The following is a 17279-nucleotide window of genomic DNA, read 5'->3' as shown; positions in this document are numbered from 1 at the left end:
TTGCGCAACGATCCATGCAAAAAAAGGGTAGCGCCCCCCCTGTCGCACAGGGGTGAAATGTTTATAGGCCGATAGTCGATCCCGTGGAGAGGGACCGGAAGAGGAGCAGCCAGTCCGTGTCGAGTGACGATAGCAACAAGCCAGACGTGTCTTTCACCGAGCGCGAGGCGCTGTTTTACCATGAGACGATCCGTCCCGGTAAGATCGAGATCATCCCCTCGAAACCCATGGCGACACAGCGCGATCTGAGCCTCGCCTATTCGCCGGGCGTTGCCGCCCCGGTCGAGGCGATCGCCCGCGATCCCGCGCTTGCTGCTAAATATACGGCTCGCTCGAACCTCGTCGCGGTGATTTCGAACGGCACTGCCATCCTTGGCCTCGGCAATCTGGGCGCGCTGGCGTCAAAGCCGGTGATGGAAGGCAAGTCGGTCCTCTTCAAGCGGTTCGCCGATGTCGATTCCATCGATATCGAGCTGAATTCCGAAGATCCCGAGGCGCTGATCAACGCCATCGCGCTGATGGAACCGTCATTTGGCGGCATCAATCTTGAAGATATCAAGGCCCCCGAATGCTTCATCATCGAGCAGGCGCTGCGCGAGAAGATGAACATCCCGGTCATGCACGACGACCAGCACGGCACCGCGATCATCGCGGCCGCTGGCCTCATCAATGCGGTCCATTTGACGGGCCGCAAGATGGAAGACGTGAAGATGGTGGTGAACGGGGCGGGCGCCTCGGCCATTGCCTGCACCGCGCTGATCAAGGCGCTGGGCGTGAAACACGAAAACGTCATCATGTGCGACCGGTCCGGCCCGATCTATCCGGGCCGCGAAAAGGTGAACCAGTGGCAAAGCGCCCATGCCGTCCAGACCGAAGCGCGCAGCCTTGAAGAAGCGCTGAAGGGCGCGGACGTGTTCCTTGGCCTGTCGGCCGCCGGCGCGCTGAAGCCCGAATGGGTCGAGGGCATGAACGATGAGCCCATCATCTTCGCCATGGCCAACCCCATCCCCGAAATCCTGCCCGAGGAAGCCAAGGCGGTGAAGCCCAAGGCGATCATCGCCACGGGCCGTTCGGATTATCCGAACCAGGTCAATAACGTGCTGGGCTTTCCCTTCATCTTCCGCGGCGCGCTGGATGTGCGCGCCACCGCCATCAACGAGGAAATGAAGATCGCCGCCGCCGAAGCCATCGCCGAGCTGGCGCGCGAACGCGTGCCCGACGAGGTCGCGGCTGCATACGGGGTCGATCACCAGTTCGGGCGCGAATACATTATTCCCGCCCCGTTCGACCCGCGCCTGATGGAGCGCGTGTCCGCCGCCGTCGCCAAGGCCGCGATGGATACCGGCGTGGCGCAGGATTCGATCGAGGATTTCGAGGAATACAAGCTCGCATTGAAGTCGCGGCTCAATCCCACCACCTCGGTTTTGACCAAGGTGTATGAGGACGCCAAGAAGAACCCCAAGCGCGTCGTCTTTGCCGAGTCCGAGGAAGACGTGGTCATCCGCGCCGCCATCCAGTTCCGCGATTTCGGCTATGGCCATCCGATCCTGGTCGGCCGTACCAATGCAGTGCGCGACAAGCTGATCGCCCTGGGCGTCGAGGATCCCGACAGCTTCGAGATCCAGAATTCGGCCGACAGCGATCATGTGCCCGCGATGGTCGAATATCTCTACGCCCGCCTGCAGCGACGCGGCTATACCGAGCGCGACGTGCGCCGCATGGTCAATCAGGACCGTAACATCTTCGGCTCCGCCCTGCTGGCGATCGGCGCGGGCGATGCGATGGTGACCGGCCTCACACGCCCCTTTGCGCAGACCGCGCGCGAAGTGAATATCGTGCTGAATGAAAAAGAAGGCGAGGTGCCGTTCGGCATCCACCTGATGATTGGCAAGAACTATACCGTCTTCCTTGCCGACACGACGATCAACGAGCGGCCCGATGCCAAAATGCTCGCCCATATCGCCAAGAAGACCGCCAAGGTCGCGCGGCGGTTGGGGCATGATCCGCGCGTTGCCTTCCTGTCCTACTCCACATTCGGCAATCCGTCGGGCAAATGGCTCGAGAACCTGCGCGATGCGGTCCATATCCTCGACGATGAGGGCGTGGATTTCGAGTATGAGGGCGAAATGGCGCCCGATGCTGCACTGAACCCAACGGTGATGAAGCTTTATCCCTTCAGCCGCCTGTCGGCGCCGGCGAATGTGCTGATCATGCCGGGGCTGCAGTCGGCGAACCTGTCGGCCAAGTTGCTGCGCGAGCTGGCGGGTGCCTCCACCATCGGCCCGATGATGGTCGGCATGGAAAAGCCGGTGCAGATCGCGCCGATGACGGCCATCGCGCCCGATGTGCTGACGCTGGCAGTGCTGGCCGCGGCTGGAGTGCTAAGCTGATCGTTTGAATTGTCCGGCCTACGCCGGAAAAGAGCATCAGGAAATGCCCGGCCGGTTCCCGCTGGCCGGGCATTTCGCATGCGCGAACAAACGCTTGTTCGGGAACAATTGTATACCTCAATCGTATTATGAGCAGCCGTTAGACGGGTCGCTCAAATACCGTGTCGGCCAAGCGCGTCGGCTATTTCACGAAAAGAGAGGTCATCTTGCCGGGCAAAACCCCCGACATCTGCGAGACCTTGTCCGCAGCCCTGTCCGATACCATCATCCATCTCGTCGAGACCCGTGTCTCCGAACCGTTTCTCCAGCGCCGTGCGCGCAACGAGTGCACGAGCCTGTTCCTGACCGTCGCAAGCTATGCCGAGCGGGAGGAAAGGGTCGATATTGCCAAGATGATGCACCAATACGCCAGCCGTTCAAAGGAGCCGGGCTGAGGTTTTTCCTGCCGGTCAGGCGAACATGCCGGTGCGGCGGATATTGCCACCCATCAGCTGCTCGACCCGAAAAATCAGCTCATCCGGGTCGAACGGCTTGGTCAGGTAATCGTCCACCCCTTCGTAAAAGGCGATATCCTTGTCGCTGCGGCCCGATACGGCGGTCAGCATCAGCACGGGCACCATGGCCAGATGCGGATCGACGCGCATCGCCCGCACCACGCGCATCCCGTCCATATTCGGCATATGCAGATCAAGCACGGCGACATCGGGCGTGCGAAAACGCATCGCCTCCAGCGCGGCCTGTCCGTCGCGCAGCCAGCCCACGGCATGGCCTGCGCCAAACAGAGCACTGGTGGCGATCTCACCAACGATATCGTCGTCTTCGGCGTAAATGATGCGGCCCATGAAACTCCTGCCTCCTCGCCAATGGGGGATGGGCGATAAGCCCTGCGATCGGCAAGTTCAGACCCATCGACTATGGAGGTAAGGGTGGCGTGTGGCTCCGCTTAGGGATCAATACCTAGGGCGGAACCTATTGGGTTTAGGTGAAACTTCCGCCCAGCATCTGATCCACCCATTCTGGAACGATCTCTCCTGCAGGGCCCAGCCGCGTTTCGTCGAACCAGCCCGAACCCTGGCTGCGCTCAAGGTTCAGCTCCAGCGTCTGGGCGCCATGCGCCTTTGCTTCGCGCACGAAGCCGGCGGCGGGATAGACCGCGCCCGATGTGCCGATCGACACGAACAGGTCGCACGCCCCCAATGCCGCATAGATCTCGTCCATGCGATAGGGCATTTCGCCAAACCAGACGACATCGGGCCGCAGCGCCGCCGCGCCGCATGAAGGGCAGGGCGGGCGTTCGACCATCACCCCCGGCCATGGGCTCCGCGCCTCGCAGGCAGAGCACAGGGCCAGCAGCGCCTCGCCATGCATGTGCAGCACCGATTTCGACCCGCCGCGTTCGTGCAAATCGTCGATGTTCTGCGTCACCAGCAGCAGATTGCCGTCCCATTCCGCCTCCAGCCGGGCCAGCGCCTGATGCGCGGGGTTGGGCAGCTTGGTCTGGATCTGCTCCTTGCGCATTTCGTAAAAGCGCAGGACGAGATCGGGATCGCGGGCAAAGCCTTCGGGCGTGGCGACATCCTCGATCCGGTGTTGTTCCCACAGGCCGCCATCGGCGCGGAAGGTGTCGATCCCGCTTTCGGCGGAAACGCCCGCGCCGGTGAGGATCACGATATTGCGAATGTCTGTCATGGCCGCGCACCATGGCGTATCGGCAGGCGAAGTCCAATGGTGTTGAGCGTTGCTCGGCCAGCGTTGCGAACGGCGGCTGCGCCCGGCACGACATGGTCATGCTTGTCCTGGTCAATCTTCTGCGGCTGATGCTTGCAGCTCTTTGCCTTTTTCTGGGTGCGGTGCTGGTCTGGGCCGCAGTCGGTGGCTTTACCGGACATGACGAACGCCGGGCGTAGGCCGCCGCCGAATTGGCGCGCTATCGCGCAGCGAGCGCCTATTCGCAGGCCTATCGGACCGAGCATGGCAACTGGCCCACCGACAAGCAGCTAAGGGATTGGGCCGCCGGGCGCGGTTTCGACAACGGATGGACGGATTTCGGCGCGACCCGGCCCGGCGGGCGCAGCCTTGCCTGTAGCGCGGCGCAGCCCGAATTCGGTTTCGAGAATACGGCGGGCGATGCTTTCATCCTGCACCGCTGGCGGGGCGAATGGTTCGATTGTTATGGCGTCCCTTCCGGCAACAATAATGTCGCGGTGCCCGATACCCCAAACCGCGAGAACGCCATGATGCTGATCGCTATCGCCTGCCTGCTGTTCGGGTGCGCATGGCTGGCATGGCCATGGGCCCTGCGGCGATCTTCGGTCTGAGCATTGCGCAAGTGCGCCTTCATCGCCATGAAGCGCGCACTGACAGGAGAATGAAATGGCGCGTATCGGTATCGTGGGTTCCTCTGGCCGGATGGGGCACGCCATCGCCGACGCCATCAAGGAACTGGGCGAGGAACACGCAGGCGGCGCGGATCGCGGCGACGACATTGCGGCGCTGGCGGCAAAGAGCGATGCGCTGGTCGATTTCTCCAGCCCCGATGCGCTGGGCGCGACGCTGGACGCGGTCGTGGCGGCGGGCATTCCGCTGCTGATCGGCACCACCGGGCTGACGGCGGACAACCACGCCGCCATCGACGCGGCGGCAAAGTCTATCCCCGTGCTGCAGACCGGCAATACCTCGCTGGGCGTGACCATGCTGGCCGCATTGGTGCGCGAAGCGGCGGCGCGGCTGGGCGATGACTGGGATATCGAGATCGTCGAGATGCATCACAGAAACAAGGTCGATGCACCCTCGGGCACCGCGATCCTGCTGGGTGAGGCTGCGGCTGACGGGCGCGGCATCGACCTGTCTGGCAACACCGAAAGCGGGCGCGATGGTCAAACCGGCGCACGGGCGCAGGGCGCGATCGGCTTTGCGGCGCTGCGCGGCGGCACGGTCGCGGGCGAGCACAGCGTGATCCTTGCCGGAGAGCAGGAGCGCATCACCCTTTCGCACAGCGCCGAGAACCGCGCCATCTTTGCGCGCGGCGCGGTGAAGGGCGCGCTCTGGCTGATCGGCAAACCTGCGGGCCGCTATACCATGCCCGACGTGCTGGGCCTGTAATGGCGGCCCAGAAGCCAAAGCCGGAAAAGCGCGGCCACGCACCGAAGAACAAGGCCGAACTCTTCGAATTCTTTCGCTTGCTGGCCGAGGATAATCCCGACCCGCAGACCGAGCTGGAGTTCGGCAATGAATACCAGCTGGTCGTCGCCGTTGCCCTGTCGGCGCAGGCCACCGATGTCGGCGTCAACAAGGCGACGAAGAAGCTGTTCGAAGAGGTGAAGACCCCTCAGCAAATGCTCGATCTGGGTGAAGAGGGGCTGAAAGAGCACATCAAGACCATCGGCCTGTTCAATTCCAAGGCCAAGAACGTGATCGCCGCCGCGCAAATGCTGGTCGACGATTTCGGCGGCGAGGTCCCCGGCAATCGCGACGATCTGGTCAAGCTGCCGGGCGTCGGGCGCAAGACCGCCAATGTCGTGCTGAACTGCGCCTTTGGTGAGGCCGTGTTCCCGGTCGACACCCATGTCTTCCGCGTCGGCAATCGGACAGGCATCGCGCGCGGCAAGACCCCCGAAAAGGTCGAGGCCCAGCTGGAAAAGAAGGTCCCCGAACCGTTCCGGCTCGGCGCGCATCACTGGCTGATCCTGCACGGCCGTTACCTGTGCAAGGCGCGCACCCCCGAATGCTGGCGCTGCCCGGTGGTGGATCTGTGCGGGTATAAGGACAAGGTGCTGGAAAAGCCCAAGGGGCGGTAGGTTAGTTCGTTGCTTGCACCTGTGCAGCAAGGCGAGATTCCCGCCGCAAGCTCAGCCGCCAGTTTATCCAGCGTGCCACCACCATTGCGAGGCCCCCAGCCAATACGGACAGGCCGATGCCAAAATCCTCGGCGTTGGCGTTGTCGTTGAAGCCAAGCGCGACCAGTGCGATCAGTCCGAATGCTGTAATCGCCAGTCCGAGCCCAGAAACTGGCCCAGCGGCCTGACACTCCATGCGCGCAATTAGGTTGGGGACTTGGTCCGGCGCCCTTTCCATCGCGCGCCCAATTATTCGATGCAGCAGGAGCCGCACGATTACGCGACGAAGCTGGTCGATCACATAGCCGGTAAAGCCGAATACGATCGCAAGGGTGAGAACCTCTTCCATCAAACGTCCTCGAGGCTCACCATCGTCTCGCGGTCGATCTCGCCCGTCATCACTGCCACCGTGGTCGCCACCGCTGCGTCGCCCGACACATTGGTAGTGGTGCGCATCATGTCCATGATGCGGTCGACGCCCGCGACAAAGGCGATCGTCTCAAGCGGCACGCCGACGGACGAGAACACCAAGGTCATCATGATCAGCCCCGCGCCCGGAATGCCTGCCGCGCCGACCGCGCCCAAAGTTGCGGTGATCGAGATCATGAAGTAATCCGCCCATGACAGGTCTACGCCAAAGATCTGCGCGCCGAACAATGTCGCAAGGCCCAGATACATCGCCGTGCCGTTCATGTTGATCGTCGCGCCCAGCGCCACGACAAAGCTCGCCACCGAATTCGACACACCGAGGTTTTCCTCGGCGCAGCGCATGGTGACGGGCAGCGTCGCGTTGGAGCTGGCGGTGGAGTAGGAAACCGCCATGGCATCGACGATGCCGTGGAAGAACGGCTTCACCGGCAGTTTCGCCAGCAGTTTGATCATCGCCGAATACATGCCGAAAATGATGATCAGGCAGCCCGCGTAATTAAGGCCTACCAGCTTCGCCAGAGAGAGCAGTGCATCGGTGCCAAAGCTGCCCGCGACCCACGCCATCAGCGCGAAAACGCCAAACGGGGTCAGCTCCATCACGATCATCGTGACCTTTTGCATGACGACCGATCCCGCATCGAAAATGCGGATCAGCGGCGCGCCCTCTTCCTTGGCCATCAGGATGCCGATGCCGATCAGCAGCGCGAAGACGATAAGCGGCAGCACGTTGACGTCGGCCATCACCTGCACCGGGCTTTGCGGCACGATGGACAGGATCATTTCGCGCCAGCTCTGGGTCGCGGCCTCTGGCACCGTGCCCATCTGGATGCGCGACTGGTCAAGCCCTGCGCCGGGCTGGATCAGCGTGCCCATCAATAGGCCAAGCCAGACCGAGATCTGCCCCGTCACTACGAACAACAGCATCGCCCGCCCGCCGACCGCGCCCAGCTTTTTCAGATCCCCGATCGCCGCCACGCCCGAAACGAGGCTGAAGAAGATCAGCGGCACCACCAGCATCTTGATCGAGGCGATGAAGACATCGCCGATGATCTTGATGGCTTCAGCATCCGGCCCCCAGAACAGGCCCAGCGCGACGCCAAGAATGAGCGCACCGATGACGCGCTGCCATAGGGGAATGCGAAACCAGAAACCGAGCATGTAAGTGCAATCCCCCTAGGATGCGGCAATAAAGACGGTGTTGTGCCGCGCGTTTTCCTGCGCCGCAAGGGGTTTGCCGCGTTTGCGAAACGGGCTGTGGATGCCTATGCGCAGGCGGTGATGCTGGTGCTCGACAAGATCATCTCCGACCGTGGGTCGAAATATGCGGTGTCCGGCGCGCCCTGCCGCGATGCGGACGAAGCGGCGACCCTGCTGGCCGAGTTGAAGCGCACCAAGAAATTCGCCAAGGCCACGCATAACACCTGGGGCCTGATCGGCGCCGATGGCCCGGTGAAAAACGACGACGGCGAAAGCGGCGCGGGCATGATCATCCTGCAAATGCTGGAACGGGAGGAGCTGTACGAGCATCTGGTCGTCGTCACGCGCTGGTATGGCGGCAAGCATCTGGGCGGCGACCGCTTCCGTCATGTGACCGAAGCGGTGCGCATCTATCTCGACGCGCTGAAGCGTTAGGGCGCCCCTAAAGCGCCAGGGCCGCCCGCGCCGTGCGTTCGTAGATACGGGTGAGGGTTTCGAGATCGGGGATCGCGATGGCCTCGTCACGCTTATGCATGGTCGCATTGCATGGGCCGAATTCGATCACCGGGCACACGTCTTTTAGGAAACGCGCATCGCTGGTGCCGCCGCTGGTGGAGAGTTCCGGCTCGACGCCGGTTTCGGCGCGGATTGCGTCTGCCAGCAGGCTGGAGAAAGTGCCCGGTTCGGTCAGGAACGGCTCACCGCTGATGACGGGCCGCGCAATGCCGCCATGCTTTTCGGCGATTTTCGTGACGAGGTCGGACAGTTCCGCCCCGGTGTGAAGGTCGTTGAAGCGGATCGACAGCCGCGCCTTGGCGACGGCCGGGATGACATTGGTGGCCGGGTTGCCGACCTCCATCTCCGTGATCTCAAGGTTGGAGGGCTGGAACCAGTCCGTCCCTTCATCCAGCACCAGCGCATCGAGTTCGGCCAGCATGGCGACCATTTTCGGGATCGGGTTCTCTGCCAGATGCGGATAGGCGACATGCCCCTCGGTCCCATGCACCTCCAGCCAGATATTGACGCTGCCGCGCCGGCCTATCTTCATCATGTCGCCCAGCCGATTCACGCTGGTCGGTTCGCCGACAAGGCACAGGTCAGGGACGACATTGCGCTGCGCCATGTGTTTCATCAGCGCGCGGGTGCCGAACATGGCGGGGCCTTCCTCGTCCCCGGTAATGAGGAAGCTGATCGTGCCCGCCTCTGCCGGAATGCGCGCAGCGGCGGCGGCCATGGCGGCGACCTGGCTCTTCATGTCCACCGCGCCGCGGCCATAGAGGAGCTCGCCGCGGACTTCCGGCTCGAAAGGATCGGTCGACCAGCCATGGCCCGCAGGCACGACATCGAGATGACCGGCAAAAGCGAAATGGCGGCTGTTTTCCGGGCCTTTCCTGACGGCGAGGAGATTCTCGACAGGGCCATCGGGTTCCTCGCCATCGACGGTGCGCAGCACCTCGAACCCCAAGGGCGTGAGCATCGCTTCCAGCGCATCGAAGACAGCGCCGGTGGCGGGGGTGACGCTGGGGCAGGCGATCAGCTTCTGGGCGAGGTCGAGTGCGGTATCGGTCATAAGGCTGAGCGCCTAGCGCAAGCCTGCGCCCGCGCAAAGCATGCACGTGGCGCAATTCGTCAAATCATCAGGAAATCAGAAAGGATGCCAGATCCCGGCAAGGGTAAGGGCAATCGCGCTGCCGGCAACGATCGCGACCCGCGCAATCTCAACCAGATCCACGGCGGGACGCTGGAGGGGGAGGGTGACTGCGCGGGCGATTCTCTGGGCCATGAATGAATCATGCGCCCCAAACCCTACCAATTCGTAAATGCGCGTTAACGACTAGCCCGCGTGCCGTCCGTCCAGCCACAGGTGCAGCGCCCGCATGCAGGACTGGCCGAGAAGGATGGATCGCTCCGGGCTCCAAGCCTGCAGCGGATCGGGCATGTCGTCATGGTCCTTGAACGGCATTTCCAGCGTCATCGACACCGCGCCGAACCGCATGGCGAGCTGGTTCGTCGCCATCGCCGGATTGCCCCGGCCCGCAGGGGTGCGCGGATAGCCGTGGCGCGTCTGGAAATCGGGCGTCTGCGCGGCAAGGATCGCGCTGAATCGGTCATAGCCGTCCTGCTGCCCCGATTTCAGCCCGGCCATCCCTTCGAACCCTGCAAGGAAGACATGCGGGATCGCCTCGTCCCCGTGCACGTCCATCGCGAAATCCACGCCCGTCTCGTCCATGGCGGCGCGGATGGCGACGATTTCGGGCGATTTGTCCATCGTGGGTTCGTGCCATTCGCGGTTGAGATTGGTGCCGACGGCATTGGTGCGCAGGTGACCGCGGAACGATCCGTCGGGATTGCAATTGGGCACGATATGGAAACGCGCCTTCTGCCGCAGGCTGCGGGCGACCGGATCCGACGGATCGGTCAGCATGTCGAGCGCGCCCTCCATCCACCATTCGGCCATGCTTTCGCCCGGATGCTGGCGCGCGAACAGCCATACCTGCGTTTCGCCTTCGCCCATTTCGAGGCAATCGAGCGGCCGCCCATCCAGCGTCCGGCCCAGCACGCGATGCGAAACGCCCGGCGCCGATGCGCTGCGCGCGACCAGTTCCATGTGCCGTTCGAGCGAGAAGGGCGCGAAATAGGCGAACCAGCACACATCGCTGTCGGGCGTGAAGCGTATGGTCAGCGTGCCATTATCCTCACCTGCGTCAAAGCTGCTGGCGGCGCGGGTCCAGATCTGGCGGTCTTCCGACACGCAGGCGTTGTATCCCGGCCACCCGCCCGGATAGGCCGAAGCGTTGAGATCGCCGATCTTCAGCACCAGCTCGCGCCCTTTTCCCCCCGTCACGCCGAAATGGAACCACTGCCGGAAATTGCTGCCGTGGTCAGGCGGGATCAGCAGCCATGCGGCCGCGCCTTCGATACGGCGCAATTCGATATTGCCTGAATCAAAGGCGGAATGGATCGCGATATTGGTCATGAAAGGGGCCTTGGGGGGTGATGAGTTCGCGGGGTTATTTCTGCTTTACGGTGAAGCTTTCGCCGTTCTCGCCCGGAAAGTCCATGAACAGTGCGTCTGCCAGCAGCCGGGCAGAGGTTTCGGGCATGGCCAGCGGGGATTTGCGCGGAACACGCTGATTGGCGCGCCCTTCCCAGATGGAAAGCCCGGTCGCGATGTCGCGGATGACCACCGAAAGCTGCGTCGTTGCCTGTTCGGGCGGAGGGCCGGACAGGTCGATACCGACGCCCACGCCAAGCCCCGATCCATAGCTGCCGGTCGAACCGCCCACCCCGACGCTGACGGGATTGCGGTCCTTGCCCGGTTGCCAGATGTCACGGCGCATCCGGACCTCGACCCGGTATTGCCCTGCGTTCGTGGCAGCATAGCCTTCGCGCTGGAGGACGGTGCGCACGGCAGCGATATAGGGGGCAAGCTCCAGCGAATCCTGTTCGCCGGGCGCGGGCATGACCGCGATGGTCTGCTCCATGGTGAATTCATGCGCCTCGTCGTGGAAACGGGTCACGCTGATCGGTTCGAGCGGCGCGGCGCATCCTGCCATCAGGGGCGACAGGGCCAGCGGCAAGATCAGGGGCTTCAGTCTCTTGGCGAACATGGCGAGTCGCGCTCCCACATAGGGCGCGCAGCGGTTCGCTGCGTTCGACCCTCTATGCGAACTTGGGCCGAATATCGCGGTCGATCAAGGGTCTGGCCGGACCAGCCATGGGCAATTGCCTATTCGACGAAGATGACGATCAGGATCGAGGCCGCCATCAGGCCCACCACGCCCGCGCGCGGCAGCCAGTATTTGATCTTTTCGATCCCGCCGCGCCAGTCGCGGATCTCGCGGTATTCCGCCTCGACGATGGCGTTTTCTTCGCGCAGGCGGCGCTGCTGCCGCCCGGTCTTCATCCGCTGGAACCGCTGCGGCGAATGGTCGGCGGCGTCAAAGTCCTGTGCGGAAAAGCGGTTGGAGACATTGTCGAAGAAGGAGGTGAAGCGATGGCTGCTTTCTTCCTGCCACTGGCCGTTGCGCTGTACGACCAATGTTCGCGATGCGGGCTTTTCGGCAACGGCTACACCAGCGCCAGCCATGGCGCCTGCATCCTGCCACCAGCGCGATCCGCATTCGCCGCAGCGCATGCGCCGGCCGCCATCACCCACAAGTTCGGCCGGAACGGCATAGTGGGTGTCGCAGGATTGGCAGGTGACATGCATGACCAACGCAGATTTCTCCTGTGCGCGACATGATGCAAGGTCCGGTTCCCACGTTAGCGTGATTATCCGGGGGAATAAACCTCTGCATTAGCGGACCCTGTAAACATTGATTAGTCCACATGGGTTCATTGGGGCGCGGGCACTGATGGCCCACATTACAGTCATGGAGAGCGACTCCACCCATGACACGCCGCAATATCCCGCCGAAGCGGGGGATGGCGCGGTGTCGCCACGGCTTTCTGGCCGCAGGCGGACATTGGCACTGGCAGCAGCCGGGTTGCCGGTGCTCGGGGCCGCGATGCTTGCGATATGGGCGACGAATAGCGGCGGCGGGGCGGCGGGCGATGGCCCGGCCGGACCGATTGCCGACGATCCGGCGATCGCTGCCGCGGGCCTTCCCGCAGCTGCCGACACGGTGGCCCTCGCGATCAAGGAAGTCGCCAGCGATGACGCGCTGACGATCAACGAGGCGCGGCCCTTTGACGCAAAGCCCGAGATGCCGCGCGCCTTCCGCTTTGGTGCAGGCGTCGAGGACAGGGCGCGGGCCGCCGACTGCCTTGCCGCTGCCGCATGGTACGAGGCGGGCAATGATCGCGCCGGGCAAAAGGCGGTGGCGCAGGTCGTGCTCAACCGTGTGCGCCATCCCGCCTATCCGCCCAGCGTATGCGGCGTCGTGTTCGAAGGGTCGGAGCGGCGCACCGGCTGCCAGTTCACCTTTACCTGCGATGGCGCGATGCGCCGTCGGCCCAGTGACCGGCAGTGGCAGGCCGCGCATGCCATCGCGGAAAAGGCGATCGGCGGCGACATCGACAAGGATGTCGGAACCGCGACCCATTACCATGCCGATTACGTGATCCCGGTCTGGAGCGATAAGCTTCAGAAAATCGCGCAAGTGGGCCCGCATATCTTCTACCGCTGGCCCGGCGGTTTCGGCAGCAGGCGGGTGTTCCGCGATCCGGGCAGCCAGATGGAGCCGCGCATTGCGCAGCTGTCATGGGTGAACCCCGATTACAACAAGGACAAAGCGCCGGAAGCCGAACCGCAGAGCGATGACAAGCCCGTCAGCTTTGCCGAGATGACGGCCGCCCTGCCAGCGGCAGTCGGCACGGCCCGCCGGGCGCAGGCGCTGCGCGCCGATGGCAGCGCGACCGCGCGCATTGTCATGCGGCTCGACATGGGTCAGCCCGCCGGGAGATGGGCGATGAATGCGCTGAAAAATTGCGACGGGCAGCAGGATTGCCAGGTGCTCGGCTATGCCCAGGACGTACCCGCCAGTGGCAGACCGGCGTTTCTCTACGTGCGCGATGGCGCCTCGGGTCTTGATCAGGCGCTTTGGGATTGCGAGCGTTTCCAGCGCCCGTCAGCCAGCCAATGCCTGCCTGCCGACGGGCCTGCGCTGTCGCGATTGATGCGTGACCGCAGCACCGACGCTGACTGAACCCGGCGATCCGCCAGATACGAAAAACGCGCCTCGCAAAGCTGCGGGCGCGTTTTTTCAGGCCTTGGCCGATCAACGAATGATTGGGGGAAACCTCTTGCCGGTAAGCGCCGGGCACAGGCGCTGAGAATAAGGAAGCGGCGCGCCACCGGCGACGCGCCGCCCCTTGCATTACATCGCTGCGAGCGCACCCATGGCCGAATGCTGACCAACGCTCTTGTTCGTGGCCCAGATCGCGGCCTGCGTGCGGTTGCCGACCTTCAGCTTGCGAAGGATCGCCTTCACATGCACCTTCACGGTCGCTTCCGACACGTCGAGCGAGCGAGCGATCACCTTGTTCGAGTGACCGGCCATCAGGCAGCACAGCACGTCGGTCTCGCGCTGCGAGAGATTGGCCGAATCCAGCGCCTTTTCAGCGCCAGCCGGATCGGAGAAGCTGATCGCCTGGCCTTCGAGAGCGTCGATCACGTTCGGCGGAACGATCTTCTGGCCCTGTGCGGCAAGCTTCAGCGTGGTGACGAGCGGAACATAGTCCATGTCCTTCACCAGATAGGCATGCGCGCCGGCGCGGAACGCATCGAGCATCACGCGCATGTCGAGCATGTCGACAAGAAGTACGCATTTCAGCTTCGGGTTCTGTGCGAGAATTGCGTGAACCGCGCCCACGGCGTCGGTCGTCGCGTCGGTATCGATTACCGCGAGTGCATCACCATTGGTCGCCTCCCAATCAACCTCGGTGACGTCAGCGGCCGAGGTCAGGACCTCGAACTCCGACGCTGCGAGAATGCGCGCGAGACCCTCGCGCTGCAAGGGATTGCGACATACGAGCGAAACATAATCAGTCATTTCAAGTGGCCCCCACTGTTGCCGGTGTGACGCGAAAGGATGACCTTTGACCGATGCCCTTACCCCCCCAGGCGGGCATCGAATCATCCGTTCGCAACTGCAACAAATGGGAATCCGGCAAAAAACGCAATTTCAAAAGTTTACGGAAATTTAATGTCCCGCATTGGGACAGCTTTTAGAGGAAGCTTTCCTCGACGATCACGGTGTCTCCCGGCGCGATCATAAGTGGCTCTCCGGTAAGCTTAATCACGCGCGGGCTCGCCCAGCTTGCGCGCTGTAGCACGACGCTGGTCTTGTTCGCGCGCGGGCTGAAACCGCCTGCCTTGGCGATCGCCTGATAGATCGTCAGTTCCGGCGCATAGGGATATTCGCCCGGTTCACCGACTTCGCCAAGCACATAGACCGGGCGATAACCCATAACCTCGACCGAGACCTTGGGGTCGAGCACATAGCCGCCGGCCTTCAGCTGGCTGGTAACGAGCATCGCTACCTCGTTCGGGGTCTTGCCGGTGACGGCGACCTTTTCGATCAGCGGCATGGCCAGATCGCCGGCGCTGTCCACCTGGAATTCCCCGGTCAGCGACGGTTCGTCGAAGACGGTAACCTTGAGCTGGTCGCCCGCGGCGACGGTATAGCCATTGGCGATCGTGGCGTTGGCATCGGAAATGCTGGCCACCGGATAATCCGCACCACCGCAGCCCGTAAGCGCAAGGCCAAGGGCCAGACAGCTGGCTGCCATCAGCGGGAAAGTGGATTTGCGGCGGCTGGTTGCTTTGCGGGCAGGCACGGCCTTGCTGGCGTTGGCGGTCATCACGCGGGTCTCCCGTCAGATTTGAATAATTGCGAATCCCGGCATGGGATAGTTCTTCGAGCTTAAGTATTTGGCAGGCTTTCAACCATAACCAATACGGGACAACCCCTTTTGCCCGCGCGGATCGCCCCACCGGATAGGAGGGGTAGTTCCGATGCGCGTTTGCCCGGGCCGGTCAATACGACGATCATGTGACGTAGATTGACGTGACATGGATTCTGACTTGCCTGACTTCACCATCATGAACGGACAGCCGCTGGGGCCTGTGCAAGGGGGCGTGACGCTCTCTTCGCGGGGCGGCGGCCAGCGTGTCGCCAGCCTGCGAAAGGGTGGCTGCCTGCGCCGTGCGCATGATGCAAAGGCGGGGGCGGATGCGCTCGAGCGACTGGGGGCAAGCCTGTCCCCGGCAGCGCGGAGGGCCTGCGCGGAACGTGTCAAAAAGCGCGGATTGGCGCGGCTTTCGGGTGATTCTGATCCCTGCATCTGCGGCGAGCCAACGCTTCTCGCCATGGTCGCATCGTCCCTTCCGGGGCGCGCTCCGGTTGATGCCTTCAAGCGCTTTGGAGGCCCGCAATGATGCGCGCCGGTCACCCGGATCGGGCCGCACCGGGCCTGGCGATGAACGAATCGCCCGCCCTGTCGGCGCGGCTTCCACAGCCTGCGTCAAAGCGGGCGCGAAATCAGGCAGCCGCAGGGCAAGCGGGGGGTACAGCCTCGCGCCGGACGGCTGATGGACATATTCTTTCTGGTTACGACTTTGGGGGGTCGGTTATCACTACCAAGCTTCAGGGCGCTCGCCGCGCCGTTTCATTCGCACGGCCCGCAGGCCGCGTCGCAGCGACTTTCGGCGCGATCATCGCCGCAAACAGCGTCGCCAATGCGCAGCCGCTGCCGGTCTACACGCCCGAAACCCTGCTGCTGCAGCCCGGGACCAAGGGCGTTCGCGCAGGCAATGTGCTGATCTACCCGCAGCTCGACTTCGATCTTGAGCAGGACAGCAACATCTACAACCTCGACGACAACAAGGTGGACGACACCGTGTTCGTCGTGCGCCCCAGCGTCCGCATCCGGCCCGACACCGCCCGGCACGAATTCGTGCTGGAGGCGAACGGCCAGCTGCGCCGCTATTTCGATGTGAAGAGCGAAAATTCCGACCAGTACGGCGTCGGCGCGCGCACCCGTCTCGACTTCGCGGAGCGGACCGCGGCCACCGCGTCGCTGCGCTATGCCCACCGGATCGAACCGCGCGGCAGCTATGGCGATTCGCTGGAGAGCGATCAGCCGATCGAATATGACACGCTCGACGGCGCTGCGGGCCTGCAGCGCACCGGCGGCATCCTCGAACTGCGCACCGGCGGCAATTTCCGCCAGACCCGCTATGACGATGCGACGCTCGATGGTGTCCGTCTCGATACCAGCTGGCGCGATGTCGACAATTATGGCGGCTTTGCCCGCGCCGATTACCGCGTCTCGCCCAAGCTTCGCACCTTTGTCGAGCTGAAGGCGGACTGGACCGATTATCGCAGCGAACCCGACGTGCCGCGCGATTCCAACGGCTATGGCGCGCTGGTCGGCCTGCGCATGGAAGTGTCGGAGCTGATCGATGGCGAGATCGCCGTCGGCTATGCCCACCGCAATTTCGACGATCCGGCGGCAGACAGCTTCGATGGCGTCGATTTCCGCGTCTCGGGCCGCTGGACGCCGACACCGCGCTGGCAGTTCGGCCTGGAGGGGCAGCGCCGTTTCGACCGTTCGCCGCTGGCCAATGTGCCGACGGTTCTGGCGACCCGCCTGCGCTTTGTCGCGCAGCGCAGCCTTGGCCGCCGTTTCCTCGTGGGAACCGAAGTCACCTACGACAATTGGGACTATCGCGGTATCACCCGCAAGGAAACGCGCATCGGCGGTGATGCAACCCTCAGATATCTCGTGACCGATCAGCTGACGGCCTTTGCCGCAGCCGGTTACCGCGACCAGTCGGGTTCGGGCGACAACGCCCGCAACTATTCCGGTAGCAATTTCCGTATCGGGCTGAGCATAGCGCTGTGAGCGCTGCGCTGAGCCATCCTGGCCGGGACGGATCCCCGGCACCTGAATCGGCTTCGGCAGCCGGTCCTGCGCG

20 protein-coding genes are annotated in these 17279 nt (G+C 63.4%); 10 read left to right on the top strand and 10 right to left on the bottom strand.

Annotation, left to right across the window (positions count from 1 at the left end):
* Positions 1 to 116: 116 nt before the first annotated feature.
* Together A9D13_RS13410 and A9D13_RS13405 are read left to right on the top strand one after the other, a co-directional pair.
* Positions 117 to 2390 carry an NADP-dependent malic enzyme gene (locus A9D13_RS13410; RefSeq protein ID WP_066774530.1) on the top strand — a complete coding sequence of 758 codons (2274 nt, stop codon included), beginning with the start codon at positions 117 to 119 and terminating at the stop codon, positions 2388 to 2390.
* A 206-nt stretch (positions 2391 to 2596) separates the two neighbouring features.
* Positions 2597 to 2824 carry a hypothetical protein gene (locus tag A9D13_RS13405; protein WP_156522063.1) on the top strand — a complete coding sequence of 76 codons (228 nt, stop codon included), beginning with the start codon at positions 2597 to 2599 and terminating at the stop codon, positions 2822 to 2824.
* A gap of 15 nt (positions 2825 to 2839) precedes the next feature.
* Here the strand turns inward: A9D13_RS13405 and A9D13_RS13400 are convergent, their stop codons facing one another.
* Together A9D13_RS13400 and A9D13_RS13395 are read right to left on the bottom strand one after the other, a co-directional pair.
* Positions 2840 to 3232, bottom strand: a complete 393-nt coding sequence (locus A9D13_RS13400) for a response regulator transcription factor (RefSeq protein ID WP_066774526.1) — start codon at positions 3230 to 3232, stop codon at positions 2840 to 2842.
* Positions 3233 to 3368: 136 nt separating this feature from the next.
* A complete protein-coding gene (locus tag A9D13_RS13395) occupies positions 3369 to 4079 on the bottom strand; it encodes an NAD-dependent deacylase (protein WP_066774524.1) in 711 nt (236 codons plus the stop codon).
* An 11-nt stretch (positions 4080 to 4090) separates the two neighbouring features.
* On the opposite strand from A9D13_RS13395, the gene A9D13_RS13390 reads away from it, so the two are divergent.
* Genes A9D13_RS13390 through nth form a run of 4 tightly spaced genes read left to right on the top strand, consistent with a single transcriptional unit; the run spans position 4091 to position 6187 of the window.
* Positions 4091 to 4297, top strand: a complete 207-nt coding sequence (locus A9D13_RS13390) for a hypothetical protein (RefSeq protein ID WP_066774522.1) — start codon at positions 4091 to 4093, stop codon at positions 4295 to 4297.
* A 12-nt stretch (positions 4298 to 4309) separates the two neighbouring features.
* Positions 4310 to 4708 carry a hypothetical protein gene (locus A9D13_RS13385; protein WP_066774520.1) on the top strand — a complete coding sequence of 133 codons (399 nt, stop codon included), beginning with the start codon at positions 4310 to 4312 and terminating at the stop codon, positions 4706 to 4708.
* 55 nt (positions 4709 to 4763) lie between these two features.
* The gene (dapB, locus tag A9D13_RS13380; RefSeq protein WP_066774518.1) at positions 4764 to 5492 is read left to right on the top strand and encodes a 4-hydroxy-tetrahydrodipicolinate reductase; all 729 of its coding nucleotides are present in this window, start codon (positions 4764 to 4766) and stop codon (positions 5490 to 5492) included.
* Complete coding sequence (gene nth / locus A9D13_RS13375) at positions 5492 to 6187, top strand: endonuclease III (RefSeq protein ID WP_066774517.1); 696 nt, start codon at positions 5492 to 5494, stop codon at positions 6185 to 6187. The genes dapB and nth overlap by 1 nt, the downstream gene beginning before the upstream one ends.
* A 1-nt stretch (position 6188) precedes the next feature.
* Here nth and A9D13_RS13370 read toward each other — a convergent pair whose 3' ends face one another.
* Together A9D13_RS13370 and A9D13_RS13365 are read right to left on the bottom strand one after the other, a co-directional pair.
* On the bottom strand, positions 6189 to 6575 hold the full coding sequence (locus tag A9D13_RS13370) for a hypothetical protein (RefSeq protein ID WP_066774515.1): 387 nt from the start codon (positions 6573 to 6575) through the stop codon (positions 6189 to 6191).
* Positions 6575 to 7813, bottom strand: coding sequence for a dicarboxylate/amino acid:cation symporter (locus A9D13_RS13365; RefSeq protein WP_066774512.1), 1239 nt, complete (start codon positions 7811 to 7813; stop codon positions 6575 to 6577). The genes A9D13_RS13370 and A9D13_RS13365 overlap by 1 nt, the downstream gene beginning before the upstream one ends.
* Positions 7814 to 7855: 42 nt before the next feature.
* Here A9D13_RS13365 and A9D13_RS13360 point away from each other — a divergent pair, with 42 nt between their 5' ends.
* Positions 7856 to 8287, top strand: coding sequence for a YigZ family protein (locus A9D13_RS13360; protein WP_229665447.1), 432 nt, complete (start codon positions 7856 to 7858; stop codon positions 8285 to 8287).
* A gap of 7 nt (positions 8288 to 8294) precedes the next feature.
* Here A9D13_RS13360 and dapE read toward each other — a convergent pair whose 3' ends face one another.
* Positions 8295 to 9422, bottom strand: coding sequence for a succinyl-diaminopimelate desuccinylase (dapE, locus tag A9D13_RS13355; protein ID WP_066774508.1), 1128 nt, complete (start codon positions 9420 to 9422; stop codon positions 8295 to 8297).
* 84 nt (positions 9423 to 9506) lie between these two features.
* On the opposite strand from dapE, the gene A9D13_RS21295 reads away from it, so the two are divergent.
* Positions 9507 to 9641 carry a hypothetical protein gene (locus A9D13_RS21295; protein ID WP_268235838.1) on the top strand — a complete coding sequence of 45 codons (135 nt, stop codon included), beginning with the start codon at positions 9507 to 9509 and terminating at the stop codon, positions 9639 to 9641.
* Positions 9642 to 9686: 45 nt separating this feature from the next.
* Here the strand turns inward: A9D13_RS21295 and A9D13_RS13350 are convergent, their stop codons facing one another.
* The 3 genes from A9D13_RS13350 to A9D13_RS13340 form a co-directional block, all read right to left on the bottom strand.
* Positions 9687 to 10829: a M14 family metallopeptidase gene (locus A9D13_RS13350; RefSeq protein WP_066774505.1), complete on the bottom strand. Its 1143-nt coding sequence runs from the start codon at positions 10827 to 10829 to the stop codon at positions 9687 to 9689.
* Between the two features lie 34 nt (positions 10830 to 10863).
* Positions 10864 to 11463: a DUF4136 domain-containing protein gene (locus A9D13_RS13345; RefSeq protein ID WP_066774503.1), complete on the bottom strand. Its 600-nt coding sequence runs from the start codon at positions 11461 to 11463 to the stop codon at positions 10864 to 10866.
* Between the two features lie 119 nt (positions 11464 to 11582).
* Complete coding sequence (locus A9D13_RS13340; RefSeq protein WP_066774501.1) at positions 11583 to 12065, bottom strand: zinc-ribbon domain-containing protein; 483 nt, start codon at positions 12063 to 12065, stop codon at positions 11583 to 11585.
* 145 nt (positions 12066 to 12210) lie between these two features.
* Between A9D13_RS13340 and A9D13_RS13335 the strand changes: the two genes are divergently transcribed.
* The gene (locus tag A9D13_RS13335) at positions 12211 to 13503 is read left to right on the top strand and encodes a cell wall hydrolase (RefSeq protein WP_082922401.1); all 1293 of its coding nucleotides are present in this window, start codon (positions 12211 to 12213) and stop codon (positions 13501 to 13503) included.
* Between the two features lie 171 nt (positions 13504 to 13674).
* On the opposite strand, the gene A9D13_RS21120 is transcribed toward A9D13_RS13335, so the two are convergent.
* Both A9D13_RS21120 and A9D13_RS13325 read right to left on the bottom strand, forming a co-directional pair.
* A complete protein-coding gene (locus A9D13_RS21120) occupies positions 13675 to 14349 on the bottom strand; it encodes a response regulator transcription factor (RefSeq protein WP_066774498.1) in 675 nt (224 codons plus the stop codon).
* Positions 14350 to 14524: 175 nt separating this feature from the next.
* Positions 14525 to 15160 carry a polysaccharide biosynthesis/export family protein gene (locus A9D13_RS13325; protein WP_229665446.1) on the bottom strand — a complete coding sequence of 212 codons (636 nt, stop codon included), beginning with the start codon at positions 15158 to 15160 and terminating at the stop codon, positions 14525 to 14527.
* 573 nt (positions 15161 to 15733) lie between these two features.
* Between A9D13_RS13325 and A9D13_RS13315 the strand changes: the two genes are divergently transcribed.
* Complete coding sequence (locus A9D13_RS13315) at positions 15734 to 17206, top strand: outer membrane beta-barrel protein (protein ID WP_066774494.1); 1473 nt, start codon at positions 15734 to 15736, stop codon at positions 17204 to 17206.
* The last annotated feature ends 73 nt before the right edge of the window (positions 17207 to 17279 follow it).

The organism is Croceicoccus mobilis (assembly GCF_001661965.1).
Classification (GTDB): Bacteria; Pseudomonadota; Alphaproteobacteria; order Sphingomonadales; family Sphingomonadaceae; genus Croceicoccus; species Croceicoccus mobilis.
The sequence above is the reverse complement of the archived record's forward strand: the minus strand, read 5'-3'. Positions and strand labels throughout refer to the sequence as shown.